This is a genomic window from Streptomyces malaysiensis subsp. malaysiensis, from assembly GCF_040653035.1.
Taxonomy (GTDB): Bacteria; Actinomycetota; Actinomycetes; order Streptomycetales; family Streptomycetaceae; genus Streptomyces; species Streptomyces malaysiensis.
Window position 1 is genome coordinate 1 of sequence record NZ_JBEZNG010000047.1, and the last position, 26,270, is coordinate 26,270.

At 71.3% G+C, this 26,270-nt stretch carries 21 protein-coding genes and 2 pseudogenes; 15 read left to right on the forward strand and 8 right to left on the reverse strand.

Features of this window, described 5'->3' with window-relative positions:
- Nucleotides 1–266 (reverse strand): response regulator (locus AB0E24_RS43795; RefSeq protein ID WP_359385469.1); only part of this gene is annotated, 266 nt, incomplete at its 3' end.
- Nucleotides 267–433: 167 nt separating this feature from the next.
- Between AB0E24_RS43795 and AB0E24_RS43800 the strand changes: the two genes are divergently transcribed.
- The 3 genes and pseudogenes from AB0E24_RS43800 to AB0E24_RS43810 all read left to right on the forward strand — a co-directional run.
- Nucleotides 434–1,741, forward strand: a complete 1,308-nt coding sequence (locus AB0E24_RS43800) for a sensor histidine kinase (protein ID WP_250850821.1) — start codon at nucleotides 434–436, stop codon at nucleotides 1,739–1,741.
- Between the two features lie 345 nt (nucleotides 1,742–2,086).
- Nucleotides 2,087–3,451 carry an aspartate aminotransferase family protein gene (locus AB0E24_RS43805; RefSeq protein ID WP_359385472.1) on the forward strand — a complete coding sequence of 455 codons (1,365 nt, stop codon included), beginning with the start codon at nucleotides 2,087–2,089 and terminating at the stop codon, nucleotides 3,449–3,451.
- 13 nt (nucleotides 3,452–3,464) lie between these two features.
- A pseudogene (locus AB0E24_RS43810) lies at nucleotides 3,465–4,202 on the forward strand (aspartate kinase); the annotation flags it as partial.
- A gap of 110 nt (nucleotides 4,203–4,312) precedes the next feature.
- Here the strand turns inward: AB0E24_RS43810 and AB0E24_RS43815 are convergent.
- Nucleotides 4,313–5,017, reverse strand: a complete 705-nt coding sequence (locus AB0E24_RS43815) for a TetR/AcrR family transcriptional regulator (protein ID WP_173963143.1) — start codon at nucleotides 5,015–5,017, stop codon at nucleotides 4,313–4,315.
- 88 nt (nucleotides 5,018–5,105) lie between these two features.
- Here AB0E24_RS43815 and AB0E24_RS43820 point away from each other — a divergent pair, with 88 nt between their 5' ends.
- The 4 genes from AB0E24_RS43820 (at nucleotide 5,106) to AB0E24_RS43835 (ending at nucleotide 9,367) form a co-directional block, all read left to right on the forward strand.
- The gene (locus AB0E24_RS43820; protein ID WP_359385474.1) at nucleotides 5,106–6,602 is read left to right on the forward strand and encodes an FAD-dependent monooxygenase; all 1,497 of its coding nucleotides are present in this window, start codon (nucleotides 5,106–5,108) and stop codon (nucleotides 6,600–6,602) included.
- A gap of 157 nt (nucleotides 6,603–6,759) precedes the next feature.
- Nucleotides 6,760–7,140: a hydroxyphenylacetyl-CoA thioesterase PaaI gene (gene paaI, locus AB0E24_RS43825; RefSeq protein WP_069871766.1), complete on the forward strand. Its 381-nt coding sequence runs from the start codon at nucleotides 6,760–6,762 to the stop codon at nucleotides 7,138–7,140.
- A gap of 189 nt (nucleotides 7,141–7,329) precedes the next feature.
- A complete protein-coding gene (locus AB0E24_RS43830) occupies nucleotides 7,330–8,745 on the forward strand; it encodes an amidase (protein WP_359385476.1) in 1,416 nt (471 codons plus the stop codon).
- Between the two features lie 136 nt (nucleotides 8,746–8,881).
- On the forward strand, nucleotides 8,882–9,367 hold the full coding sequence (locus AB0E24_RS43835) for an aminotransferase class I/II-fold pyridoxal phosphate-dependent enzyme (RefSeq protein ID WP_359385527.1): 486 nt from the start codon (nucleotides 8,882–8,884) through the stop codon (nucleotides 9,365–9,367).
- 90 nt (nucleotides 9,368–9,457) lie between these two features.
- Here the strand turns inward: AB0E24_RS43835 and AB0E24_RS43840 are convergent.
- Both AB0E24_RS43840 and AB0E24_RS43845 read right to left on the reverse strand, forming a co-directional pair.
- Nucleotides 9,458–9,604, reverse strand: a pseudogene (locus AB0E24_RS43840) (CGNR zinc finger domain-containing protein); the annotation flags it as partial.
- Nucleotides 9,605–9,772: 168 nt separating this feature from the next.
- On the reverse strand, nucleotides 9,773–10,918 hold the full coding sequence (locus tag AB0E24_RS43845) for a Glu/Leu/Phe/Val family dehydrogenase (protein ID WP_351382192.1): 1,146 nt from the start codon (nucleotides 10,916–10,918) through the stop codon (nucleotides 9,773–9,775).
- Between the two features lie 236 nt (nucleotides 10,919–11,154).
- Here AB0E24_RS43845 and AB0E24_RS43850 point away from each other — a divergent pair, with 236 nt between their 5' ends.
- Nucleotides 11,155–12,078, forward strand: a complete 924-nt coding sequence (locus AB0E24_RS43850; RefSeq protein ID WP_359385479.1) for a LysR family transcriptional regulator — start codon at nucleotides 11,155–11,157, stop codon at nucleotides 12,076–12,078.
- Nucleotides 12,079–12,170: 92 nt separating this feature from the next.
- Here AB0E24_RS43850 and AB0E24_RS43855 read toward each other — a convergent pair whose 3' ends face one another.
- Both AB0E24_RS43855 and AB0E24_RS43860 read right to left on the reverse strand, forming a co-directional pair.
- Nucleotides 12,171–13,580 (reverse strand): amino acid permease, encoded by a 1,410-nt coding sequence (locus AB0E24_RS43855; protein WP_359385529.1) that lies wholly within the window; start codon nucleotides 13,578–13,580, stop codon nucleotides 12,171–12,173.
- Nucleotides 13,581–13,843: 263 nt separating this feature from the next.
- Nucleotides 13,844–14,851: a LysR family transcriptional regulator gene (locus AB0E24_RS43860; protein ID WP_359385481.1), complete on the reverse strand. Its 1,008-nt coding sequence runs from the start codon at nucleotides 14,849–14,851 to the stop codon at nucleotides 13,844–13,846.
- Nucleotides 14,852–15,024: 173 nt separating this feature from the next.
- Between AB0E24_RS43860 and AB0E24_RS43865 the strand changes: the two genes are divergently transcribed.
- Genes AB0E24_RS43865 through amaB form a run of 3 tightly spaced genes read left to right on the forward strand, consistent with a single transcriptional unit; the run spans nucleotide 15,025 to nucleotide 19,184 of the window.
- Nucleotides 15,025–16,197: an NAD(P)/FAD-dependent oxidoreductase gene (locus AB0E24_RS43865; RefSeq protein ID WP_359385483.1), complete on the forward strand. Its 1,173-nt coding sequence runs from the start codon at nucleotides 15,025–15,027 to the stop codon at nucleotides 16,195–16,197.
- A gap of 29 nt (nucleotides 16,198–16,226) precedes the next feature.
- Nucleotides 16,227–17,624 (forward strand): 2-oxoadipate dioxygenase/decarboxylase, encoded by a 1,398-nt coding sequence (gene hglS / locus AB0E24_RS43870; protein ID WP_359385485.1) that lies wholly within the window; start codon nucleotides 16,227–16,229, stop codon nucleotides 17,622–17,624.
- A gap of 30 nt (nucleotides 17,625–17,654) precedes the next feature.
- Nucleotides 17,655–19,184 (forward strand): L-piperidine-6-carboxylate dehydrogenase, encoded by a 1,530-nt coding sequence (gene amaB, locus AB0E24_RS43875; protein WP_359385487.1) that lies wholly within the window; start codon nucleotides 17,655–17,657, stop codon nucleotides 19,182–19,184.
- Nucleotides 19,185–19,362: 178 nt separating this feature from the next.
- On the opposite strand, the gene AB0E24_RS43880 is transcribed toward amaB, so the two are convergent.
- Nucleotides 19,363–19,800, reverse strand: coding sequence for a hypothetical protein (locus AB0E24_RS43880; RefSeq protein ID WP_141729475.1), 438 nt, complete (start codon nucleotides 19,798–19,800; stop codon nucleotides 19,363–19,365).
- Nucleotides 19,801–20,203: 403 nt separating this feature from the next.
- Here AB0E24_RS43880 and AB0E24_RS43885 point away from each other — a divergent pair, with 403 nt between their 5' ends.
- The 4 genes from AB0E24_RS43885 (at nucleotide 20,204) to AB0E24_RS43900 (ending at nucleotide 23,301) form a co-directional block, all read left to right on the forward strand.
- Nucleotides 20,204–20,911, forward strand: a complete 708-nt coding sequence (locus tag AB0E24_RS43885) for a peptidoglycan-binding protein (protein ID WP_435865392.1) — start codon at nucleotides 20,204–20,206, stop codon at nucleotides 20,909–20,911.
- On the forward strand, nucleotides 20,908–21,813 hold the full coding sequence (locus AB0E24_RS43890; protein ID WP_359385489.1) for a helix-turn-helix domain-containing protein: 906 nt from the start codon (nucleotides 20,908–20,910) through the stop codon (nucleotides 21,811–21,813). Before AB0E24_RS43885 ends, AB0E24_RS43890 begins: the two co-directional genes overlap by 4 nt.
- 333 nt (nucleotides 21,814–22,146) lie before the next feature.
- On the forward strand, nucleotides 22,147–22,764 hold the full coding sequence (locus tag AB0E24_RS43895; RefSeq protein ID WP_069871738.1) for an MPN domain-containing protein: 618 nt from the start codon (nucleotides 22,147–22,149) through the stop codon (nucleotides 22,762–22,764).
- 126 nt (nucleotides 22,765–22,890) lie between these two features.
- The gene (locus AB0E24_RS43900; RefSeq protein WP_232564926.1) at nucleotides 22,891–23,301 is read left to right on the forward strand and encodes a VOC family protein; all 411 of its coding nucleotides are present in this window, start codon (nucleotides 22,891–22,893) and stop codon (nucleotides 23,299–23,301) included.
- An 89-nt stretch (nucleotides 23,302–23,390) separates the two neighbouring features.
- Here AB0E24_RS43900 and AB0E24_RS43905 read toward each other — a convergent pair whose 3' ends face one another.
- Nucleotides 23,391–26,135 carry an ABC transporter substrate-binding protein gene (locus tag AB0E24_RS43905; RefSeq protein WP_359385492.1) on the reverse strand — a complete coding sequence of 915 codons (2,745 nt, stop codon included), beginning with the start codon at nucleotides 26,133–26,135 and terminating at the stop codon, nucleotides 23,391–23,393.
- Nucleotides 26,136–26,270: the final 135 nt, after the last annotated feature.

A 26,270-nucleotide genomic window follows, 5' to 3' on the forward strand; every position in this document is an offset into this window, starting at 1 on the left:
GCGGTCAGGATCAGGATGAGGACGTCGGGATACTCATCACGCAGCTGCCGCGCCACATCGATACCGTCCACATCGGGAAGACCCAGATCCAGCAGGACGACGTCGATGGGGAGCCGGGCCGCCTCGGCCAGACCGGAACCGCCGGTGCGGGTCCAGGCCACGGCGTAGCCATGCGACCGCAGCCCCGCCTCCACATGCCGCCCGATCACCTCGTCGTCCTCGATGAACAGAACGGACACCACGTCCTTGGCCCCTGTCACCCGCATGCTCCGAAGCGTAGAGCGGGGCCCGCCCGGTGGCGCGCGGACGGGCCGCCGTCGGAGTCGGCCGTGCCTCCGTCAGCGGGACGGCGAGCCCGACGGCGCCCCGGAACGGCGGCGAGGGCGCGCGCCGGAGCCGGACGCCGGGACGTGCCCGTGTTCATGATGGGCGTATGAGACAGCGCGTGATGCGGGTGGCCGTGGTGGCGGTGCTGGTGGCACTCGTCCTGCTGGCCACGCCGCTGGCGCTCGGGATCCAGACGTCCTTCTTCGCGGACGAGCGGGATGAGCTGGAGCGCACGGCTCTGGCGGCCGCGGTCCACGTACCCCCGTTCGTGGTGGGCGGCCATGTGGAACTGCCCCCTCATGAGCGGGGCATCGACGTCGGGGTGTACGACCTGTCGGGTCGGCTGCGCAACGGCAGCGGCCCCAGGACGGCGGACGCGGTCGCCCGGGCGGCCCGGAAGGGGCTCGTCGTCCGGGGACGCGGCGACCACCGGCTCGTGGTCGCCGTGCCCCTGTCCACCAGGGAGCAGGTGATCGGCACGGTCCGTGCCTCGTCCAGCACCGCGGAGGTGTGGCGCCGTATCGTCCTGGCCTGGCTGGGTCTGGCCGGTATCGCCCTGGTGGCGCTGACCACGGCCGTCGCGGTGGCACGCCGCCAGGCGCGCACGCTCAGCGCGCCCCTGGAGGCGCTGTCGGCGAAGGCCGGAGCGGTGGCGGACGGGGATCTGACCGCGCGTGCCGAGGGCAGTGCGATCGCGGAGATCGACCGGGTGGCGCGCACCCAGAACACCATGGTCGAGCATCTGACCAGATGGCTCGAGCACGAGCGCCACTTCAGCTCCAACGCCTCCCATCAGTTGCGCACCGCGCTGGCCGGTCTTCAGCTGGGTCTGGAGGCGGCCGCCACCGGCCCCGACGCGGAGCAGCGAGCGGCCGTGACGGAGGCCCTGGATCAGGTCAGGCATCTTCAGCGGACCGTGGACGAGGTGCTCCGGCTCGCCAGGGCGACGCCACGCCCCGGTGTGCCCACGACCGCCCGGCCCGTCACCGAGGTGGTCGAGGGCGTGGAGCGCCGCTGGCACGGCACGTTCGCCACCGGGGGCCGGCGTCTGGGCGTGGCCGTGGAGCCCGGCGCCCGGGGGCTGTCCATCCCCGACCGGGCCGCCGAGCAGATCCTGGACGTGCTGCTGGACAACGCCCTGCGGCACGGCCGCGGCACGGTGCGGGTCACGGTGCGCGAGACGGGAGGGGCGGCGGCCGCCGTGGACGTGTCCGACGAGGGCTCGCTGAAGCTCGGCGGGCGGGCCGTCTTCGAGCGGGGCGCGACCACCTCGCGGGGTGGCAGCGGCATCGGTCTGACACTGGCGCGGGAGCTGGCCGAGGCGGCCGGTGGCAGGCTCACCCTCGCCCGGTCGGAGCCCACCACCTTCACCCTGCTGCTGCCGGCCACGGAGCCACCGCCGTCAGACGGGTGAGTGCCACGGGTGGCGTCCCGACGGGCGATGTCCTATGGGCGATGTCCCTCAGGTGTGACCTCCCATGGGTGCGGCGGGGCCGACCGCCCGCGACACGTTTTGCCGTCGTCTAACCCCCGTCGCGGCGGACCTTAACCGCCCCCTTCCTAGCGTGGAAAACGTCAGGGGCCGCCTGGACGGAAAGCGTCATGGACCGGCGAACCGCCGTGGCCGCCAGGGGCCCTGAGGGTGAGGGACCGGCCAACGGCCGCCCGCTCCCGGTCCGGGTCCTGGTGGCGCACCGGTCGGCGAACCGGCCGCCGACCGCGCCCGCCGACCCTCGGCACAACCGTGTGGAGGCTTCTCATGATCACGTCCCTCCGGCCCGCTCCGCGGATGGCACCCCATGTCAGCGGCGATCTGCCCGGCCCCCGCTCCGCCGCTCTCCTCGCCCACCAGGAGCGGTGGGAGTCCGGCGCCCGGACCTACCCGCGCCATCTGCCCATCGCCCTGGCCGAGGGCTCGGGCAGCTTTGTCCGGGATGTCGATGGAAATGTCTTCATCGACTTCCTCGCCGGGGCCGGGGTGCTGTCCCTGGGCCACAACCATCCGGAGCTGGTGCGGGCCGTTGAGCGGCAGCTCGGCTCGCTGACCCACGGTCTGGACTTTCCCACGCCCGCCAAAGACGCCTTCGCCGAGGCACAGCTGTCGATGCTGTCGCCCGAGCGGCGGAACCACACCCGGCTGCACTTCTGCGGGCCCACCGGGGCCAACGCCGTCGAGGCCGCCGTCAAACTCTGCAAGATCGCGACCGGCCGGGGAGACATCATCTCCTTCCAGGGCGCCTTCCACGGCAGTACCCACGCGACCATGGCGCTCAGCGGGCTGGTGTCCCAGAAGGCACCCGTGCGCGACGGCATGCCCGGAGTGCACTTCTTCCCCTACACCGCCGACGGCCGGGCCCCGGACGACCGCTCCATGAGCGGCGCCGACCTGCTGGAGCAGGCACTGCGGGACAGCAATGGCGGCATTACACCGCCCGCCGCGGTGATCATGGAGATGGTGCAGGGCGAGGGCGGAAACAACGTCGCCCGCGCCGACTTCGTCCGCAAGGTGCGCCAGGTGACCCGTTCGCTGGGCATCCCCCTGATCGTCGACGAGGTCCAGACCGGCTGCGGACGCACCGGCACCTGGTTCGCGTACGAAAGCTACGGCATCGAGCCCGATGTCATCGTGGCGTCCAAGGCCCTGAGCGGCATCGGTCTGCCGGTCGCCCTCATCCTGTACGACACCGCGCTGGACACCTGGGCGCCCGGTGCGCACATCGGGACGTTCCGCGGCAATCAACTGGCCTTCGCCGCCGGAGTGGAGGCGATCCGTGTCATCCGGCGCGACGACATCCTCGGCAACGTCCGCCGGCGGGGCGCGCAGCTCGCGGACCGGCTCGGCCGGCTGACCCATGTCCCATGGGTCCGTGAGGTACGCGGCCGCGGGCTGATGTGGGGCATCGAACTGGCGGACCCCCGCAACGGCCGTCCCGCGTCCTCGGTCGCGGCCGCCGTGCAGCGCCACGCGCTGCGCCACGGCCTGATCGTCGAACGCGGTGGGCGCGACGACGCCGTGATACGCCTCCTGCCCCCGCTGAACGTCACCGCCGAGGTCATGGACATGGCCTGCTCGATCCTGACGGCCGCCGTCCTCTCCTGCACCACCCGGGCCACCGTTCCCTGAGAGGGGTGCTCCCATGGCCCTGATCGTCCAGAAGTACGGTGGGTCCTCGGTGCGGACCACCGACCGGATCAGGCGCATCGCCGAACGCGTCGTGACCACCTACGAGGCCGGGCACGATGTCGTGGTGGTGGTGTCCGCGATGGGTGACACCACCGACCGGCTCCTCGGCCTGGCGCGGGAGATGGATCCGTTGCCCTCACCGCATGAGCTGGATCTGCTGCTGACCACCGGTGAGCGGGTCTCCAACGCGCTGACCGCGATGGCGATCCATGCGCTGGGCGCCCCGGCCCGCTCCTTCACGGGCCCGCAGGCCGGGGTGATCACGACCTCCCTGCACGGCGAGGCGCGGATCATCGATGTCCGGCCGTGGCGCGTACGGGAGGCGCTGGACCACGGCACCATCGCACTGGTCGCCGGGTTCCAGGGCCTGAGCCGGGACACCGAGGAGATCACCACGCTGGGCCGGGGCGGCTCCGACACCACGGCGATCGCGCTGGCCGCGGCGCTGAAGGCCGACGTCTGCGAGATCCGCACCGATGTGAACGGGGTCTACACCGCCGATCCCAGGGCCGTGCCCGACGCCAGGCTGCTGCGCCACCTGACCTATGCGCAGATGCGGAAGCTGGCCGCGAGCGGTGCCAGGGTGCTGGCCCTGAGCAGTGTGGACTACGCCTCCCGCCACGGGGTGACCGTCCATGTGCGGTCCTCCTACGACGACCGCCCCGGCACCGTGGTGTCCGACTCGGTGGAGAAGCGGGTGGAGTACATCGTGCCCGGCCGTGGCACTCCGAGCCGGTCCCCCTTGCTGCCCGCCCTGGGCGCCGCCCTGTCCGGCGCCGCCCTCGCGCTGCTGGCCGGGGCTCAGCCGTCGCTTCCCGCCGACGGCGCGGCGGGCGCGTCGCGCCCGGACTCCGGCCGGTAGCTGCCGGAGGGCGGGACCGGCTGCCGCAATCCGTTCTCCAGCAGCGCGAACGCATGTTCCGTGTCGGCCACCGCACCCGCATAGCGCTCGTCGGCCGACTCTCCGTACGCCAGGCGTCCGGCGTTGTCCTGTGCCAGCGCCCAGTGGACCGCGACGATCTGGACGGCGGCGAGCCGCGCGGTGAGTTCCGGAGTGTCCGCCGTCTCCCGCAACGCCTGGGCGAGCGCGCGCTCGGCACCGGTCTTGAACCGCTCCATCCGGGCCACCAGCGAAGGCGTGTCGAGGATCATGCGGGTGAGCCTGAGCACCGCGGGCAGGTCGTTGAGCCCGGTGATCGGGTCCCGCTCGCGCAGCCCCTTGAGGAAGTGCTCGCGCAGTGCGGTCAGCGGGTCGGTGTGGGGTGGGCGGGCCCGTACGACACGGGCGGTTTCGGTCTCGTGGTCGGCGAGGCGATGCACCACGAGGTCTTCCTTGGCCGGGAAGTAGGCGAAGAGCGTCCGTTTGGACACTTCGGCCGCCTCGGCCACCTGGGCCACCGAGACCTGACTGAAGCCGTGTTCGAGGAAGAGCCTGATCGCCGCGTCGGAGATCGCCGCGTGGGTCCGCTGCTTCTTTCGTTCCCGTAGCCCTGGCTTGCCGTCCACGGCGCCCACCGTAGCAGAAAACTGCCCTGAGAGGATTTCTGCACCTGGTATACATTTGCCTCGAGGCGAGAGATGAGAAGGAGTGCCGATGTTGACGGAGAGCACGACCGAGGTCGTCATCGCGGGCGCCGGCCCGACCGGACTGACGCTGGCGTACGAACTGGCTCTGGCCGGGGTCGAGACCCTGGTCCTGGAGAAGCTGCCCCAGCGCATCGAGCAGGTGAAGGGCGGCGGGATCCAGCCCCGCACCGCTGAGCTGCTGGAGTTGCGCGGGCTGCTGGAGCCGCTGCTGCGGCGGGCCGTGTCGCGTGATGCGGTGGGTGGCCATTTCGCGGCCCTGCCCGTGCCCTTGGACTGCTCCCCCTGGGGGACCAGGCACCCTTTCCCGCTCGCGATCCCCCAATGGGAGATCGAGGCGGTGCTCGAAGAGCGGGCGGTCGCCGCCGGCGCGCGGGTCCTGCGCGAGACCGCCGTCTCGGGGGTCGAGCCGGACCGCGACGGTGTGGTCGTGACGGCGGGCGGGCTGCGCGTGCGGGCGGGCTATCTGGTGGCGTGCGACGGCGGCCACAGCACGGTGCGGAAACTGCTCGGCCTGCCGTTTCCCGGTCGGCCGGGGACGCATCAGGCGGTGCTGGCCGACATCCGTCTGTCCGCCGTCTCACCGCTGGTGCCGCGGCAGATGGGGCATATGAGCACCCTGACCCGCCATGTGGGCGGTTACTGGTCCATGCTGGTCCCCCTCGGCGGCGACCGGTACCGGATCACCTTCGGACACGCGGACCAGACGGACCTGGACCGCGATACCCCCGTCACCCACGAGGAGATCGCCATCGCGCTGCGGGCCGTGTACGGCGAGGAGACCACCCTCGGCGCCGTGGACAACTCCTCGCGGTTCGGCGACGCCACCCGGCAGCTGGAGCACTACCGCGCGGGCCGTGTCCTGTTCGCGGGCGACGCCGCACATATCCACCCGCCGCTGGGCGGCCAGGGTCTCAACCTCGGCATACAGGACGCGTTCAACCTCGGCTGGAAACTGGCCGCGACCGTCCAGGGCCGGGCGCCGAGCGGCCTCCTGGACAGCTACCACACCGAACGGCATCCGGTCGCGGCCCAGGTCCTGCACCACACCTCGGCGCAGCGCGTCCTGGCGGATCCGAACCCGAGCGAGGACGTGGCCGCGCTGCGCGAGATCGTCATCGACCTGCTGCGCCTGCCCGACGCCAACCGCCATATCGCGGGACTGATGTCCGGGCTCTCGCTGCGCTACCCGCTGTCCGGCGACCATCCGCTCACCGGACAGCGCGTGCCGGACGCCGACCTGGTCACCGAAGCCGGTGCCACCCGGCTGTCGGCATTGTTCGGCTCGGGCCACGCCGTTCTGCTCGATCTGGCCGGAACCGTCCCGGCCGACCTCCGGCTCCCGCCACGAGTCGACCTCGTCCGCGCCACGAGCCCGGCCGATCTGGGCGCCGCCGCCCTGCTCATCCGCCCCGACGGCTATGTCTCCTGGGCCACCGACGGCTCCGCGGACCACGGCGATACCCTGCTCGCCACGATCGCCGGCGACCTTGCGACGATGCCCTGAACCGGGTGCGGGGTCACGGCGGAGTCCAGGGACCGCATGCGCATCGACGCCGCGCCGGTCCGATATCGCCCGCCGCCACCGTGCGGCGGGCCGCGACACATCCGAGGTGGTCCTACTGAGCAGCGAATCGGCCCCGGAGGCCGCCCCCGCCCATGCGATGTTCGCCGCCGACGCGGCATCCCGTGCCATGGGCATGGAGCTCCTGGAAGCGGGGGACGGCTCGGCCGTTGTCCGGATGACCGTGACAGCGGCCATGGTCAACGGCCACGGCATCGCCCACGGCGGATTCGTCTTCACGCTCGCCGACACGGCGTTCGCCTGCGCATGCAACAGCCACGGCCCGGTCACCGTCGCCGCGGGCGCCGACATCGCGTTCGTCGCGCCCGCCAGGGACGGCGACGTACTGACGGCATCCGCCCGCGAACGCGCCCGCTTCGGCCGCAGCGGCATCTACGACGTGACGGTCCTGCGCGGTGAGACCGTCATCGCCGAATTCCGCGGCCGCAGCCGTGTCATACGGAACGCCCCGGAGGAATGACCCGGGGCGGGGTCGAGCGGGGTACGCGGCCCCCGGACCGAGTCGGCTCGTGCGGTGTCACCGGTGGCGCCGCACGAGCCGACCGGTGGCGCCGCACGAGCCGACTCGCCATCTCTCGGCGTCCGCCTGCCGAGTGGCACCGCGGCCCCTCGCCACTAAGGTCATCTTCAAGCGGCATACGGAGGGCGGATGAAGGTCGACAGGTCCTTCTACCGGGACGCGACCGAGCTGGCCGAGCTGATCGGGACACGGCAGATGTCGTCGGTCGAGGTGGTGCGGGCGCATCTGGACCGGATCGACGAGGTCGACCCACGGCTCAACGCGGTGGTGACGGTGCTCGCCGAGCAGGCGCTCGCCGCGGCACGCGCCGCTGATGAGTCGGTCGCGGCCGGTGCCCCGCTCGGGCCTCTGCACGGTGTGCCCTTCACGGTCAAGGACGCGCTGGACGTCGCGGGCGTCGTGACCACACGTGGCTCCACTCTGTTCCGCGATCATGTCGCGACGGCGGACGCGACCGCGGTGGCGCGGCTTCGGGCGGCCGGTGCCATTCCGCTGGCCAAGACGAACCTGCCCGAGTTCTCCTACTGGACCGAAACCGACAACCTCCTCGTCGGCCGGTGCGACAACCCCTGGGATGACGAGCGAACACCCGGCGGTTCCAGCGGCGGTGAGTCGGCCGCGATCGCCGCCGGGATGTCACCGCTGGGGCTGGGCAGCGATGTCGCCATCTCGGTGCGGGGCCCGGCGCATGACACGGGGATCGTCGCCCTGAAGGCGACCCGGGGCAGAATCCCGATCACCGGACACTGGCCCGAAGTTCCCCGTCGTTACTGGCATGTCGGTCCGATGGCGCGCAGTGTGCGGGACATCGCGACCGCGTTGTGCGTTCTTTCCGGACCCGATGGCGCGGATGGTGAGGTGCGGCACGCACCGCCCCACACCGACCCCCCGAAGGAGATGGCCGGGCTGCGTGTCGGCCGGCTGATCGAGCCCGGATTCGGTCCGGTGGACGCTGAAGTGGCGGCCACGGTCTCGGCCGCGGCCGACGCACTGCGCGACATCGGCTGCACCGTCGAACCGGCTCCCCTGGAAACGCTGGAGACGATCGACGGGACCGAGCTGAGCGCCACTCTGTTCACCGCGGAGACGGTGCCGTACTTCCGGCGTGCGGCCGCCGGCCGCGAGGCCGAGTTGCACACCGTCATCCAGCGCACGCTCACCGCTCGGGAGGTGGCGCTGGACGACTACATCGCCGCGCAACAGCGGGTCGAGAAGCTCAGTTCGCTGTTCGCCGAGTACTTCGAGCGCTATGACGCGCTGCTGTGCCCCGTATGCCCCGTACCGGCCCAGCCCCATGCGCGGCCGACGTTCCGTGTCGGGGACAAGACGGTACCGGCGCGCGGCATCATGCGCGCCACCGTGCCGTTCAACCTCACCGGTCTGCCCGCGCTGTCGTTGCCGTTCGGGGCGAGCAGCGACAACCTGCCGATCGGCGTCCAGCTCATCTCCCGCTGGTTCGACGAGACGACCGTCCTGCGTCTGGGCGCGGCACTGGAGTCGGTCAGCCCCGTCCGCCACCGCTCCCCCGACCTCGCCCGCCGCTGACCCGTCACACAACGTCCGGGCCGCGACCTTACGCCACGACCGCCGGTATCGGGGGCGACGGCTCGTGGGTACCGCCGACGCGATGAGTACGTCCAGGCGCTGATCCGGCGGCTCCGCCGCGCGCCGCACGGTCACGCTGACATCCGCCACCAAGGCGTTCAACCTCGCGGCCATCCGCTGCGCGCTCACCCACTACGGCCCGGACCGGCTGCTCGCACTGCGCGATGCGCAACCACCGGATCTGTACGGCGCCGTATCGCCGCTCGGCGTCGTCGCCACCGAGGCCGCCTGGCGAGATGGCGACGCCTGGCAGCGCGATCTGCTCTCCGTGCTGGACCGTAACCGCCGACGGGTCCACCAGGTGCTGAGCACACGGCTCCCGCAGGTGCGTCATCACATCCCGGAGGCCACCTATCTGGCCTGGTTCGACACACGGCCGCTGGGCCTCACCGAACCACCCGTGGAGAGGGTGCTGAAGGAGGGCAACGTCCTGCTCGACGGTGGCAGTCCCTTCGGCCCGGATGCCGATGGCTTTCTGCGGCTGAACTTCGCCACGTCCCACGACGTCCTCGAAGACATCCTGGCGGGGCTCGTCCAAGCACTGCGGCCGGAGCGGATCTAGCGGTCCGCGCCCGCGGCCGGACGGATCGCCCGAGCGCGCGGAGCGATCGGCTGATGTATCGCCCCGGCCCGGGAGCCGTGGCGGGGGGCTTCAGGCCCCGGTTTCCAGCACGGCCTCCCGCTTCTTCCGCTTCCGGTAGCTGGCGGCCTTGTGCTTGTTTCCGCACTCCGCCATCCCGCACCACCGCCGGGCCCCGGAGCGCGAGAGGTCCACGAAGAGACGGGTGCAATCGGGGTTCGCGCACTCCTTGGTCTTGGCGAACTGGGCCGTCGACGAGCGACTTCATGGCGGGCTTCCCTTTTCTCACCAGGGAGGATAGGAATCATCGCTTTCAAGTCCAACTCGCTGTTCCTGCCTTCGTCACCTGATGGACAGGTAACCGACACCAGGGACACATAAAGGCGCTCAGGGACCGATACGGCCCTTGCTGCGCATGGCCGCGCGGACGCGTTCCTCCGCGAGGCCGCGGCCGGCGATATGCGGGGTGGTGGCGCGACGCCGGGCCTCCTGGAGGACGGTGACGGTGTTTGTGCGCAGGCGCTCGGAGATCGTCTCGAAGATGGTGGAGGTCTCCGGCCGGAATCCGGAGTGGCGGGCGTCCATGGCGAACGCGGCGGCGACGACGCCGCCCGCGTTGGCCACGAAGTCGGGCACGACGGAGATGCCGAGTTCCGCGAGGATGGACTGTGCCCGAGGTGAGGTGGGCAGATTGGCGCCTTCCACCACCAGCTTGGCCTTGATCCGGCGGGCGGTTGTGTCGTCGATGACGTCCTGCACGGCCGCCGGAACCAGGATGTCGCAGTCGACGGTGAGTTCCTGGCCGGCTGGTATGACGACGCCCTGGTGGTGGCGGGTGACGAAGTCGTCACCGTGCTCTTCGCGTGCGGCCTGGAGGGCGGACACGTCCAGTCCGGCGGGGTCGTGGAGGGCTCCCCTGGCGGTGGATACGGCGACGACGGTGGCGCCGAGTTCGGCGAACCGCCCGGCGGCGGCGCGGCCGACGGCTCCGAATCCCTGGATGGCGACCCTGGATCCGCCGAGGGACAGCTGAAGGTGCTGAGCGGCCGCGTCGGTGGCCTCGGCGACTCCGTAGCCGGTGACGCCGAGTTCGTCGTAGGCCACTCCCCCGAGGTGGCCCGGAGTGCCGACGGCCGCGCCGCGATCGCCGAGCTCGTCCTGGACGATCGCCGCGTCGTGCTCGGTGAGCCCCATGTCGAGACCCATGACGTACTCCCGGGGCACCTCGTTGGACAGGGCCCGGGCGAAGGCGCGCAGAATCGCTTCCTTGTCGGGGGCGGCCGGGTCCGCGACGATGCCCGCTTTCGCGCCGCCGTAGAAGAGGTCGACACCCGCCCACTTCCACGTCATGACGCGGGCCAGCCGGGCCACTTCACCGACCGAGACGGTCGGGCTCATCCGGGTGCCGCCCTTGCCCATGCCACGGGCGGTGTTGTCGATGACCAGGACGCCCTTCATACCGGTACGCCGGTGGGAGACGACGACGATCTTCTCGGGCCCCCAGTCGTCGACGAGGGACAGTGCGTCGGTCACGGTGTGGGCTCCTTGTCCGCTGATGGGGAGGGCCGGTGGGCCGGGTCCACCGCGTCGAGGTGTTCCGGGCCCCGCGCCGTCACCCCGGTCGCTCCTCGGTCGTCTTCGACCTCGCCACTGCAACGATCCGCGGCCCCCGGCCCGCCCCACAAGACCCAGCAGCACAAGAGTGTTGACCGTGGAGAGACAGCGATGCTTATGCTCGGCCAGTGGTGGCGTCCGGCGGGAGGAACACGTTGCTCAAACCGCGGCATCTGCTCACGCTGAGAACGGTTGTGCGCACCGGCTCGTTCGTCGTCGCGGCCCGCGAGCTCGGTTACACCGCCTCCGCGATCTCCCAGCAGATCTCAGCCCTGGAGAAGGAGACGGGGCTGGTGCTGTTCGAGCGGGAGGCGCACGGCGTCCGGGCGACCGCCGCGGCCCACCGGCTGGTCGACCTCAGTGTCCCGGCGCTGGCGGCCATGGACGACCTCGACCATGAGGTGCACCAGCTCGCCACCGGTGCCACGCCCCGGCTGCGGCTGGGCAGTTTCCCCACCGCCGGTGTCCGGCTCGTACCACCGGCGCTGTCGGCCCTGACATCGGCCCACCCGCGGGCGCAGGTCCAACTCGAGGAGGGTGAGCCGGAGGAGCTCGTCGCCGCGCTGGGCGACGGTGAGCTGGACGTGGCGCTGGTGTACGAGTACGGGCTCAGCCCCCGGCCGTGGCCGGACGGCCTGATCCGCCATCAGCTCGTACGCGAGGACCTCGTACTGCTCAGGGCTCGCGGAAGCGGTCCGAGCCCGCAGCTGGCCGGGCTCTCCCGGGCCCGCTGGATCACCAGCAGGGAGGGTACGGCCGGTGCGCGCTCGCTCGCCCGGCTGTGCGCGGCGGCGGGTTTCGAGGCCGCGGTCGCGTTTCGCAGCAACAACTACGACGTCGTACGGGAGTTGGTGTCCGCGGGTCTTGGCGTGGCCATCGTGCCGGGACTCGGCCACTCGCCCGACGACGCGGTGGAGGCGACTCGGCTGACGCAGCGCTCGGCGTTCCGCCGGGTGCTGGCCGTGCACCGTCATGAGAACAGCAACCCGCTGCTCGGCACGGTGATCCGGGCCCTGCGCGGCGCGGTGCCCGCGGAGGATCCGTATGTGCACGCGGCACGGGACGAACAGGCGGAGTAGGTCCAAGGGCGGGAATGGCTACGCCGATGGCCACCTCGGTGGCCCGCCCCGGTGCCCCTGACCGGACCGAGCCACCATCTCGGCACGACCGGCTAACGCCCGGGCGCCTGCCCGATGTGCGGCCCGGGGTCCTCGGTGTCGGCCAGGGCGTCCAGGGCGTCGAGGTCCACGGACCCTCCGGGCATCACCTGGCGGGTGCGCCGGTAGCCGTAGGCGGCGTAGATGACCAGCCCGACCACGAGCCACGCCCCTAGGCGCACCCAGGTCTCCCACTGGAGGAACGACATCAGCCAGCCGGAGAAGACCATGCCCAGGACGGGCACCACCGGCATCCCGGGGCATCGGAACGCCCGCTTGAGGTGCGGCTTCCGGTAGCGCAGGATCAGCACGGAGGCGCAGACCACCATGAAGGCCAGCAGGACTCCGATGTTGGTCAGTTCCGCCACCGAGTTGATGGGCAGCACCCCGGCGAGCACGGCGGAGACGATGCCGATGATCCATGTGGCGCGGTGCGGAACCCTGCGCCTGGGGTGGATGGCGCCGAACCACGCCGGCATGAGTCCGTCCCGGCTGAGCGCGTACCACAGGCGCGAGGCGCCCATCATGAAGGAGAACGTCACGGTGACGATGCCGATGACCGCTCCGACCGCGATGACGTTGGCCAGCCCGTTCAGCCCCACGCTGGCGAATGCGCTGGAGATGCCGCTGTTGGGGTTGAGCTCGGTGTAGTGCTGCATGCCGGTGAGCACGATGCACACCAGCACATACAGGGCCATGGAGATGCCCAGCGAGAGCATCATGGCCTTGGGCAGCTTCTCGCGGGCCTCCACCGACTCCTCGGCGGCGGTGCTCAGCGCGTCGTAGCCGAAGACGGCGAAGAAGACGGTGGCGGCACCGGTGAAGGCCCCGCCGACTCCAAAGGGCGCGAACGGCGAGAGGTTGCCGGTGTCGACCTTGGCGAAGCCGACCGCGATCACCACCAGAACGATGGCGATCTTGACGATCGTCAGCACGGTCTCGACGCGGGCGGAGGTGCGGGTGCCCCGGGTCAGCAGCCAGGCGACGGCCAGGCAGATCGCCACGGCCAGCAGGTCGATCCGGTGGCCGGCGCCGGTGCCGGGAGCGCCCAGCGCCCAGGTGGGCAGCTGGATGCCGACGGCGTCCAGGAGGAAGCCGAGGTAGCCGGACATGCCGATCGCGACGACGGCCACGATGGCGGTGTACTCCAGGAGGAGGTCCCACCCCACGATCCAGCCCACGACCTCCCCGAGGACCGCGGCGCAGTAGGTGTAGGAGGAGCCGGCTTTCGGCACCATGCCGGCGAACTCCGCGTACGCGAAGGCCGCGCACAGCGACGCCGCTCCGGCGACCAGGAACGAGATCAGTACCGCGGGCCCGGCGACGTCCTTGGCGACGGCCGCTGCCAGGCTGAAGATACCGGCGCCGATGATCGCACCGACGCCAATCATCGTCAGTTGTGTCAGCCCGAGGGTGCGCACCATGCGCTCGCCGACGGGCTGCTCGGAGGGGAGTGTTCTCCTGAAGATCCCCTGGGGTCCTCTTCCCAGAAGGTCGGGAAGCCCGGGTTTGGGGGTCTGATGTGGGGACATCGCTGGCTCCCTGGGGCAGGCGAGCGGCGGCACAACGGGCCGCCGGCGTGGTGTCGGTCACCGCTGGCCTGAAACCATCACCCAGGGCGTACCGCGCCCGAAAGCCTCAGCAGCGCGACAACTTGCGCTCCTGAGACCGAAGAAATCTGGCCCTCTCAACGGGTGGCGAGCTTGTCCGTACCGTGGTGTTCGCGCCTGGGCGGTCGCCTGCCCGTGGAGGTTCGCAGGACGTCGACCAGGGCGGCCACGGTCGGCCGGTGTTCGGCGAAGGAGCGGAACACCACCACGATGTGGCGCTCCATCGTCTCGCGCAGTTCCAGGACATCGAGGCGGGAGGGGCGCAGCCGGAGCATCAGATCCGTCACCACGCTGACCCCGACGCCTGCCTCGACCAGGGCCAGGGTGGCTGCCGTGTCCGTCACTTCGTGCGCGACCTGCGGTTCGAAACCGGCTCGACGGCAGGCGGTGAGGACGGCGCGGCCGTAGTAGCTGCGGACCGACGGCAGGATCCAGCCCAGTTCCCTGGTGTCGGCGAGCGAGACCTTCCGCGGGCCGGCCCGGCCGGACATATCAGACGCACCGGATGGGCGGGATGTGCGGGATGTATCGGCCCGACCGGGCATCGCCCCGGTGGGGACCGCGAGCGAGAAGCGTTCCCTGGACAGCTCCATCACCCGCAGGGACGGATCCCTCGGGATGGGCACGTCCGGGTAGTCCAGGCCCAGTGCCAGGTCCACCGTGCCACCGGCGACCGCGTCGTACACCTCGTCCACGTCCATGTCCCGGCTGCGCACGGCCACGCCCGGATGTCTCTCGCGCACCTGGCGCAGGGCCGGGGGCAGGAGCTCGGCGGCGGCCGTGGCGAAGAGTCCGACCCGCAGCGTGCCGGAGAGCTCGTTCCGGGTGCGCTCCAGCGCTTCCACGGCCTCGGCCTCCGTGGTGAGGATGCGCTCGGCGTGCAGGGCCAGTGTCGCCCCGGCGTCGGTGAGTTCCACCCGGCGTCCCACCCGCCGCAGCAGTCGCATGCCGGTGGCCTTCTCCAGCGCGGTGATCTGCTGTGAGACCCCGCCGGGGGTGTATCCCAGGGCGTCCGCGACCGCGGTGATGGTGCCGCGTCTGGTCAGCTCCACCAGTGAGCGCAGCTGTGCACTCGTCCAGTCCATATAGGGATCCTAAAAGATCAGGAGCATAAAGCCTTGATGGACGTCAACGGTCGGTTTGCTGCACGATGACGCGGAGATAGCTGATCGGCATCGCTCTGTCCTGACAGCCCCGCCGCCCCCGGAAACGGACCCGTCCTCGTCCGGTGGGGCGGCCCCTGGAAGGGAGTGGTCTGTTGTCCTCCTCCGCCTTCCCCACCGTTCCGGCCTCGGCCGATGTCGTGATCATCGGCGGCGGTGTGATGGGTGTGAGCATCGCCTTCCACCTCGCCGAGGCCGGGGTGACGAACATCGTCGTCGTCGAGCGCGGCGACCTCGGCCGCGGCAGTTCGGGCAAGCCGATCGGCGGCGTACGCGCCCAGTTCTCCGATCCGCTCAACATCGAGCTGGGCAGCCGCAGTCTGCGTGCCTTCGAGGAGTTCCCGCACCGGCCCGGCGCCGATATCCGGTTCGACACCGTCGGCTATCTCTTCCTGCTCGACAGCGAACGGCAGGCGAGCGACTTCGCGGCCGGTGTCGGGCTCCAGAACAGCCTGGACGTGCCGAGCCGCATGATCGGCCCCGAAGACGCCCAGCGGCTGTGTCCCTATCTCAGCACCGACGGTCTCGTGGCCGCCGCGTACTCCCCGGCCGACGGGCACGCCCGCCCCGGGCTGGTGGTCCAGGGGTACGCGGCGGCCGCGGCCCGGGCGGGGGTCACCATCGCCACCCGTACCGCGGTCCGCGGTATGGACACGGCCGGGGACCGTGTCGTCGGTGTGCACACCAGCCACGGGCGCATCGCGTGCTCCGCCGTGATCTGCGCGGCGGGGGCCTGGTCGGCGCGGATCGGCGACATGGTAGGCGTCCACCTCCCGGTCCGGCCGGTGAAGCGGCAATTGGCGTTCACCGCGCCGCTCGCGCCGCCCGCCCCGCGCATCCCGTTCACCATCGACTTCTCCTCGACCGCCTACTTCCACAACAGCGACGACGGGCTGCTGCTCGGGCTGGCCGACCCCGGCCAGGCGGAGGGCTTCGACACCTCCTGGACCCCGGAGTGGCTGGAGCTGTTCCGCACCGTCGCCCGCCACCGCGCCCCGGCTTTGGCCGATATGGAGACCGCCGGTGGCTGGGCGGGCCTGTACGAGGTCACACCGGACCACAACGCGCTGATCGGCCGCTCGGGTGAGCTGCCCAACTTCCTGTACGCCGCCGGGTTCTCCGGTCATGGCTTCCTCCAGGCGCCCGCGGTCGGGGAGGTCGTACGCGATCTGTACCTGGAGCGTGAGCCGTTCACCGATGTCTCCCCGCTCAGCGCCGACCGGTTCCACCGGGGCGCCGAGATCCGCCCCGAAGCCCATGTGGTGTGAACCGTGGATCCCGATCGAAAGGCCCAGCTATGTCAAGGATCAGTCAGTGGGAGCTGAGGGCCGCCTTCGCGGCGCGGCTGTCGGAGATGTACGGACGGGAGGTGCCCGCCTACACCACGCTCGTGGACGTCTCACGCGAGGTCAACGAGGACGTGCTGCGCGCACGGGGAGCCTCCGCCGAACGCCTCGGGTCCATCAGCCGGGTGACCGCCGAGCGCCATGGGGCCATCCGCGTCGGCACCCCGCGCGAACTGCGCCACGTCGCCCGCGTCTTCGCGGCCCTCGGTATGCACCCGGTCGGCTTCTACGATCTGCGGGAGGCCGCGGCCAGCGCCATCCCCGTGATCTCCACCGCCTTCCGGCCGGTCGACCGCGAGGAGCTGGCGCGCAACCCCTTCCGGGTGTTCACCTCCCTCCTCACCCCGGCCGACCCCCGCTTCTTCGACGCCGACCTGCGCTCGCGCCTGGAAGCCTTCCTCGCGGACCGCGAGCTCTTTCCGCCCGAGCTGCTCACGCTGGCCGACCGCGCCGCCGCCGAGCGGGAGCTGCCCCAGCAGGAGGCCGAGCGGTTCCTGCACCTCGCCGTGCGGGCGTTCGAACTGTCCGCGGAGCCGGTCGACAAGGCGTGGTACGAGACACTGGAGCGGATCTCCGCCGTCGCCGCGGACGTCGGCGGGGTGCGCAGCACCCATATCAACCACCTCACCCCGCGCGTCCTCGACATCGACGAGCTGTACCGGCGCATGACCGACCGCGGTATCGAGATGATCGACACCATCCAGGGCCCACCGGCCTGGCAGGGCCCCGACGTCCTGCTGCGCCAGACCTCCTTCCGGGCCCTGGCCGAATCCCGTGCGATGCGCACCCCGGACGGCAGCGTCGTCAGCGGCGCGCTGAGGGTCCGGTTCGGTGAGGTCGAAGCGCGTGGCATCGCCCTCACCCGCGAGGGCCGCGCCCTCTACGACGAACTCCTCGGCCACATCGACGAGCGGACGGCCGAGAACCCCTCGCAACCCCGCGGTGAGATCGCGCGCGCGGTGTGGGAGCGCCATATGCCCGGCAGCGAACACGCACTCGCCGCCAAGGGCCTGGCCCACTTCACCTACCACCTCCGCCCGGACCGGCCCCGCGACGGCAGGCGGCCTCCCGCCGGGGTGGGCGAACTGCTGCGGCAGGGCTGGGTGCGCGCCGAGCCCATCGTCTACGAGGACTTCCTGCCCCGCTCCGCCGCCGGCATCTTCCAGTCCAACCTCAGCGGCCGGGGCATCCGCCACCACGACCAGCAGGGCACCGCCTACGACGCCGACTGGCTCTCCGGCGCCATCGGACGCGACGTCCTGGACCCCTTCGCCCTCTACGAACGGCAGCAGCACGAGTCCCTCGCACCTGTCGCCCGGGAGCTGGGCCTCACCGGCGCCCTCAGCTGACCCATCGCCCCCTCACCCCGGAGGACCGCCATGACCAGCACCGCACTGCCCACGACGGACGACCTGCGCGCCCGCGCCCGCGCCGCCCTCGGGAACATCGGCGTCGACGTGGCCGAGGGCGGCGGCTTCCCCGCCCGTACGCCCCTCACCGGCGAGCACCTCTTCGGGCTGACGGCCGCCACCGAAGCCGACACCGAAGACGCCGTCGCGGCCTCCCGTGCGGCCTTCCTCATCTGGCGCACCACGCCCGCGCCGCGCCGCGGTGAACTCGTGCGCCGCCTCGGTGAGCTGCTGCGCGAGCACAAGGGCGACCTGGCCGACCTCGTCACCATCGAAGCGGGCAAGATCCGCTCCGAGGCGCTCGGCGAGATCCAGGAGATGATCGACATCTGCGACTTCGCGGTGGGCCTGTCCCGGCAGCTGTACGGCCGCACGATCGCCTCCGAACGCCCCGGCCACCGGCTGGCCGAGACCTGGCACCCCCTCGGCGTGGTCGCGGTGATCTCCGCCTTCAACTTCCCCGCCGCCGTGTGGTCGTGGAACACCGCCGTCGCCCTCGTCTGCGGCGACACCGTGATCTGGAAGCCGTCCGAACGCACCCCGCTGATCTCCCTGGCCTGCGACCATCTGCTCGCCCGGGCCGCCGAGGAGGTCGGCGCGCCCCGCGATGTGCACCGTCTCCTGCTCGGCGACCGCACGGTCGGTGAGCGGCTCGTCGACGACCGGCGTATCGCCCTCGTCAGCGCGACCGGCTCCACCCGGATGGGCCGCGAGGTCGGCCCCCGCGTCGCGGCCCGCTTCGGCCGCAGCCTGCTGGAACTCGGCGGGAACAACGCGGCGATCGTCACCCCGTCCGCCGATCTGGACCTCGCCGTCCAGGGCATCGTCTTCGCCGCGGCCGGCACCGCGGGCCAGCGCTGTACGACGCTGCGCCGCCTGATCGTCCACCGCGATATCGCCGACACCCTCATCGAGCGGCTCACCGCCGCCTACGAGAGGCTCCCCATCGGCAATCCGTTCGACGACACCACACTGGTCGGCCCGCTCATCTCCACCACGGCCCTCGACACCATGCACAGCGCGCTCGCCCGCGTACGGGCGCAGGGCGGCAAGATCCTGGCCGGTGGAAACCGGCGTCTTGCCGAGGCCGCGCCCGCGGCGGCCTACACCGAACCGGTCCTCGTCCACGTCGGCGAACAGACCGACGTCGTACGGGAGGAGACCTTCGCGCCGATCCTGTACGTCCTCGCCTACGACACCCTCGACGAGGCGATCGCGCTGCACAACGACGTGCCCCAGGGCCTGTCGTCCAGCATCTTCACCCGCGACCAGCGGGAAGCCGAGGTCTTCCTGTCCGCCGCGGGCTCCGACTGCGGTATCGCCAACGTCAACATCGGCACCTCGGGAGCCGAAATCGGCGGTGCCTTCGGCGGCGAGAAGGACACCGGCGGCGGCCGGGAGTCGGGCTCCGACGCCTGGAAGTCGTATATGCGCTCGGCCACCAACACCATCAACTACTCCACCGAACTCCCCCTCGCCCAGGGCGTCAGCTTCCTCTGATCGCGCCCTTCGCACGGGAGCGCGGGGCATTCGCATGGTCGCGGGGAACATTCGCATGGTCGCCGGGCATTCGCACGGGCGCGCGGGGCAGCGGCCCGTCCTCTCCCCCTCGGAGGACGGGACGCTGCCCGTGGTGTCGCGTCCCGCTCAGCCCCGGCTCAGCGGGCTCGGGCCCGGTTCACCAGATCTCGTGCCAGCCGGAGCCGCACTTGTCGAGGTACCAGTGGCCCGAGCCCCCCGAGTGCCCGATGCACTCCTGAACCTTGATGCTGCGGACGGACGAGGCGAAGTTGTATCCGCCCGCCGAGCCGATCGACTTGGAGCTCCCGGTCACGTCGTACTCGTACCGGCTGCCGCCGTCGGCGTACTTCGCGGAGATCTGGAGGATCGCGTACTTGCCGTCCGTCTTGGTGTCCTTCAGGGTGCCGGTGAGCTGCACCCGGCCGTCTCCCCGCGTGTAGACCTTCCCCGAGGCGTGGGCGCCGGCGACGTCGGAGGCGTAGCCCTTGGCCGTCCAGCCGCTCTGCGCGGAGGCGGAGGCGGGAGCGGCGGCAGCGAGGCCGCCGCCCAGAACGGCGGCCGCGGCCACCAGGGCCATGCGCTGACGAGCGTTCATGGTTGGTTCCTTCCCCGTTGTGGTGAGGGCGGCGCGGGGTGGACCGCGCCGCCCGACTTGCGATACCGAGACTGCGGGCCCGCCCCGGTCAGCCGCCAGAACCCGCGGCACATTGCGGAGTTCGCGGGACGTCCCACGCGCTGAGCTGCGCGGACGCCACCCCTGGGGACGCCCTACCGGGACGCGGCGGGCCGGACCGGCGGCGGCCGGCTGAGCGAAAGGGCGCCGCGAGGCCGGTCACGGAGAGCCAAGGGGCCGTAAAGCGGCGTACCAGAGCGCGCGGGAGGCGGATAATTCGGGCCCTCGGGACTCAATGCGTATGGGGTGGAACATGTCGCGTTGGAGGCCATTACCGGATTCGCTCGATGATCGGGTTCGGCAGCTGGTCGTGCAGTTACGCCGGTTGAAGGACCGCAGCGGGCTCGGTCTGTCGTCGCTGGAGTCCAAGACCGGCTACAGCCGCTCCTCCTGGGAGCGCTATCTCAACGGGAAGGCGCTGCCGCCCCGGCAGGCGGTGGAGGAGCTGGCGCGGGTGGGCGGCGTCGAGCCGACACGCCTCCTGGTGCTCCACGAGGTGGCCGAGGCCGCGTGGCGGGAGAGAGGCGGGACGGCGGACGTGCCCGCGCCGAGCGAGTCCGTGCCGGGCGGCGAGCCCTCGACAGCGAGCGCGCCGAGGTCGAGGAGCCTGCTGATCGGCATCTGCGCGGCCGTGGCCCTCGGCGCGCTGCTCGTCGGACTGCTGATCGCGGCACCCTGGAAGGACGGAGGGGGTGGTGGGAAGGGCGCGGCCGAGACGCGGCACGGCGCGGCCGGGTCCTCCCATGGCACCTTCGTCTACCGGCCGGGGAAGACCTATCCCTGCCCCGTCAAGCGGGAGAACGGACGCGCGTACGCGGGCTACAGCACCACCCGCACCGCCATCCTCTCCCAGCCGGGATGGGACGTCGTGGAGGCCCAGTGCCTCCTGCGGCACCTGGGGTTCGACCCGGGTGGCGCCGACGGCGTCTACGGGGAGAACACCACGCGGGCCGTCAAGCGGCTACAGAAGAAGGCGGGGCTGCCGACCGATGGCATCGTCGGCCCGCATACCTGGCAGGTGCTGCGCGGATGAAGGACACCGCACCACCAACCGCCGCCGCTCCGGCCTGCAACCGGCTGGCCGCGGGGCTGCGCGAGCTCAGGGCGCGTACGGGCCTGAGCATGGCGGCACTGGCCGAGCGCACCGCGTACAGCAAGTCCTCCTGGGAGCGCTATCTCAACGGCAAGCAACTGGCCCCGCGCCAAGCCGTCGAAGTGCTGTGCGCGATGGCCGGTGAGCCGCCCGGACGTCTGATGGCGCTGTGGGAGCTGGCCGACGGGGAGTGGAGCGGCCGAGCGGACAGCGCGCCGGACCCCGTGGTCGCAGCCGCACCAACGGTGGCGCGACCGGACGACGGCGGACCGGGCGATGGCCGGTCGGTGCGTTCGGCCGAGCCGGGTCAAGCGCGGCGCGGTCACGTCGGCTTGGGCGGATGGGCCGGGCCGCGCGGATGGGCCGTCGTCGCCGCGGCCGTCTGCGTGGTCGCGGTCACGGCAGCGGTGTGGGTGGCAGCCCTGCCGAACACGGGCTCCAACGGCTCCACGGCGCGCGTCCCGTCCACCGCGCCACCACCCCCCGGCTGCCGTGGGCAGGGCTGTGTCGGCAAGGATCCGGGGCTGATGGGCTGTGGCATGCCCTCCCGGGTCCGAGCGCTCGGTCCACCGCTGCGCACCTCGACGGGCGCACGGCTGGAGTTCAGGTACAGCGCGGCATGCGCCGCCGCATGGGCGCGGATATGGCATTCGCACATCGGAAACGTCATCAAGGTGTCGTCCGGCGGCGGCACGTGGCGACGGGCCGAGGTCACCGACACCTACGACACACAGGAGTACGTCTTCACACCCATGGTCGACGGCACGGACCGCACAAAGCTACGGGTGTGCTTCGAACCGGGAGGTGGCGGAACCCGGGAGTGCTTCACCCCGGGAGGGTGAGGCCCAGCGAGTGGTTCATGAGACTCATCGGCGGTCCCGCCAGGTGAGAGATGCCGAGCCGCTCGGCGAAACCGCCGGTGGGGGCGGCGAGGTGGCGACGCCGCCCACGAGCGGCTCGACGCCGCGATCCGGCGCTGGATCGGCGCAAGCTCCCTGCCGCTTTGACCGCGAACGCGCGGCGGTCGGCACCCGCCAGGACCAGACCCCCGGAGGCGGAGACGAAGGCGGGAGTGAAGGGAGCGATGCCGTTTGAGAGTTCAAGAATGCCGGGATACAGTACGACGGCTCCGCTCCCCCACCGCATTCGACATCCACATCAAGAGGTGGTTTGGCATGCGCGCGTCGCATTTAGGTGAATGTTGTACGGTCCTGATAGAGGACCAGGCGCTCGATGAATTTCTCGAGGTGGCCGTCGGTGAGTATCAGCGCATCACCCCCGAATCGCCGGTGCCGTGTTTCGCCCTCCTCGTCGGTACGGCGGACCAGGCGACATTGACCGTCGAACGCGTCGCGTTCGGCCGCAATGCCCGTACCACCGACCCGGCCGCGCGCCGTGAGTTCACCGAGTCGATCGTGCCGCTCTTCGGCCCGGCTTACGAGAACGAGACACGTGGCTGGTGGATCGACTCCCATGATCTGCTGAGGGCCTCGCGCGAGGCCGAGGCCGATGGTCTGGAAATCCTGGGGTCCGTACACATGCACCCCGACTGGCATCGCATAGGCCCGCTGGAGGAGCGGAAACTCATCCTCAGCGAGCGCCCCACGCCGATGGATCAGCACATCTTCGGGAACACCGGCTGGCCCATCAATCTCATCTGCTACCTCGAACGCCGTGGCGATGTCATGTATCACGCCCTCGCCGCCTGGGCGCCGCCGCCGTCCGAGAGCCCCCACCAGCCGTGCACCGAACTGCCGCTGCGGATACGGACCAACGCGGTGGTGGCGGTATAAGACCGCCGACCGCGACCGACGACGAACGGATACGGCCACGGCCAACGCCGAGTCAACCGTTCGCCGCCTCCCACCGCGCCAAGCCAGCCCCCACCCACGCCCTCGCCGTCATGGAAGGAAATGCCCATGTCTGACGCGTCCACCCCGGACAGGCCGAAACTCCGCCACTTGGCCATCGTCGCCCGCGACCCCGAGAAACTGGCCGAGTTCTACAGCGAGATCTTCGGCATGGAGCTCTTCCACCGGGACCCCGATGGCAGCTGTTTCCTCTCCGACGGATACCTCAGCCTCGCCCTGATCAAGCACCAGCTCAACGGCGACACCCCCTTGGGCATGAACCACTTCGGATTCCACGTCGCCGACACTTCCGAGATATCCGCCGCCCTGGTCGCCTCCGGCGCCGACGAACCCGCCGAGCGCTTCACCAACCGCCCCTTCGCCGAGTACCGGGCCATGGACCCGGAAGGCAACTGGTTCGACCTCTCCGCCCACGGCTTCGGCGGCCCCCGCCCCGCCACCGAAGCGGACGAGAAGTAGACGAGACGTAGACGAGACGTAACGGCCCCCCGGGGGCCTGGGTGCCTCACGTGCGCTCGGTTGGCTCGTGGGTACGTTGCCGGGTCGTCCTACGCGGTGCAGGGCTCGCCGTGTGCCGCGTAGGTCCGCCCCTGGCGGTAGGCGCCGCACGCGACCACGGCGACCGGTCCCTCGGCGGTCTGGCGTAACAGCACCAGGGTCTTGTCGGCGGGCGGCTGGTTGACGCCCTGGTGGTAGGAGACATAGCCGGTCGCCCCGTCGAAACGGATGCTGTCGCTGCCGAGCGCGGTGAGTACGGCGCCCGGTGCGGCGTGTTCGTCCCGGTAGGCCAGATCGGTGGCCAGGGAGAGTACGTGCAGGGCGTCGTACGCGACGGCGGCGTGGCCGTCCTGTCGCCATGGGTCGGTGCCCCTGGTGGTGGTGCGCACGAACCGGTCGTAGGCGTCGGCGAAGTCCCTGGTCTTGGTGCCGGCCCGGGGGTCCGTGTCCGGCAGGCGGTGGCCGGAGAAGTACAGGCGCAGCCAGTGCTTGTCGTTGAATGCGCCGGTCTGCGCCACGTTGGTCAGGTCGTTGCCGCCCAGCACGGTGACATCACGGTCGCCACAGGTCCCCTTGTGGTCAAGGGCGTTGATGAACGCGGTGAACTCACGGGCCCGCGCGCTCCAGTACACGAGGGAGCCGGGAGACTCGCGCAGCCGTCTGCACACCTCGTCCGCGAGGTTCTCCGCGCTGTCGAACCTGAGATCGTCGGCGCCCGCGCCGGAGAAGTCTCCGTCCTGCGCGTAGTCCAGCACATCGATCTCGCCTTCGAAGCTGTCCCTGAACCGTCCCGCGAGACCTCGGCTGTAGAGGTCCGCCGGGGTCTGGATGACGATGGCGTGATCGGCGGGCGCGCAGCCGCCCGCCGGGCCGGGCCGCGGCACGATGGGGAAGGTCCTGGCGAAGTCCGCTTCGATACCGGCCTCGGTCTTGTTGAGCGGGGTGAAGGGCCAATAGGTCCGGTAGTCGCCGTTGTGGATCATCTCGTCGGCGGTCGCGGTGGTCCCCACGGCGGGGATCCGCGCCTTGCCCAGCACCCCCAGCGCGGCCGCGGTCTCCTTCCTGCTCTGCTCGAACCCGAGCACACCGACGATCTGCCGCTCCCCCGTCCGCTTGCCGCTCCGCACCTCGGCCACCAGTTTCCTGGCGGACCGCTCGGCGTCGTGGAACGCCTTGCCGGTCGTGCGGATCTCCACCCTCAGCGGCACCAGCGCCTCGTCGGAGCCCGCGTCGTCGTTCAGCTTGCGCTGCCACAGGGCGACACCGCGCAGTTCGGGGATGGTGCCGTCGTAGAGCGTGTCCGTCTCGTCGACCGGTTTCTCCGAGCTGAACCACACCACGGTGCGGACGGTTCTGCCCTGCGCGGCGTACTGCTCGGCCCGCGCGTTCTGGCGGGTGATTTCGCCGACCGTCGCGTCGTACCACTCCGCGGGCCGCACCCGCACCGGCTCGGTCCGGGCCGCCGCGACGGTGTCCTCCCCTCCGACGCAGGACTCGCGCCCGGATCCGAGGGGGAAGGCCAGCGGGGCCAGGACGAGCGCGGCCACGATGCCCCAGGCCGTAAGGTGCACGGCCCGCCATGGGAGCTTGAACCGCCTCGGGTCCACCCGTGCGATGTCCTGCCCCGGCCGCCCGAAGGGCTCCTCGTCCAGCGGCACCAGCACCGGCTGCCCATCACCGGCGCGCAGCGCGTCCGCCGCTTGTCCGAGGGTGCCGGCCACCGGGTTGCCGAGCGCCGCCAGCAGCGTGTCCGAGGGCCGTCCGACCGCGATCAGCACCGGAAGGTGCGAGGCGGCCGTACGACCGGCGGCGTGGCACGCGCTCAGGAACCGCTCGACCGCCTCCGCCCGACGCGTGTCCTCCGGGATGCGCACGAGCAGCACCGGAGCGGCGGTCCGGCGCCGGCGCCGGGGCAGCAGACGGCCCGCCGGTGGCACGGCGAGGTCCGCCAACAGGGCCTGGACCAGGAGAAGTTCAAGGGCTTGCAGCGCGGCTCGGTGGCTGGGGTGACCGGTGTCCAGGGCGAGCCCGGCGCGCTGCGCGTCGAGCACGGTCGCCAGGATCTCGAACAGATCCGCGCTGCCCCGCGCCTCGTCCAGTTCCGCGCCGAGCCAGCGCGCCCCGCGCCGTAACGAGAGCCACGCCGGCCGAATCAGCTGATGGGTCATCCGTCGCGTCCACCACCAGCGCGGAAGGGAGTCCGTGAGCGGCTGCCACACGGCGCTCAGGACGAAGCCGATCGCCCCGCCGACCGCTCCGTCACCCGCCGCGGCCGTACCGCTGACCTTGTGCAGCCAGCAGGGAAGGCCACCGCGCGCCACCCGGCCCGCATAGGCGGCCCTGCGCAGAACATCGGCATCGGAGGCGGCGAGGGGATCCCGCAGCGCCCTCAGGATCACGTCCCGCACCAGCGCGGAGTGCGGGAGACGGTCGGGAGTCATATGGCGTGGCAGGTTGTACGCGAGGTCCTCGCGCGCCGCCATGGCGATGAGCGGCGTCGCCGCCGTGACCGACTCCGTGGACAGGACACCGTAGGGCACCAGCTTCCCGCCGTCGGTGAGCGGGCGCTCCAGCGCGTCGATCACCCGGCGGACCCGCTCCCGGTACTCGAGCCCGGTACCCGGCACACGCAGCAGGATCATGGACGACGTGGCCGACAGCCGCCGCCGGTCGGCGAAGGGCGGAGCCACCTTCCGCCGGTACTCGTGGCGGAGCCTGCCCGCCTCCCGGTCATCGGGGAACCCCTGGAACCCTTCGGGCTCGCGGCGCGCGGGCGTATTGGGCGCGGCAGGCATCATCACGACCTTTCGTCGGGCCCCGAACCGCACACCGAAATGCCGGTCCGGGCGAGGCAGGGAAGCGGCGTGTCAGCCGGCGCTCCTGCCCGGGGACTTCCGGCACCGACCCGTTCTACCCGCCACCCGTGGGAC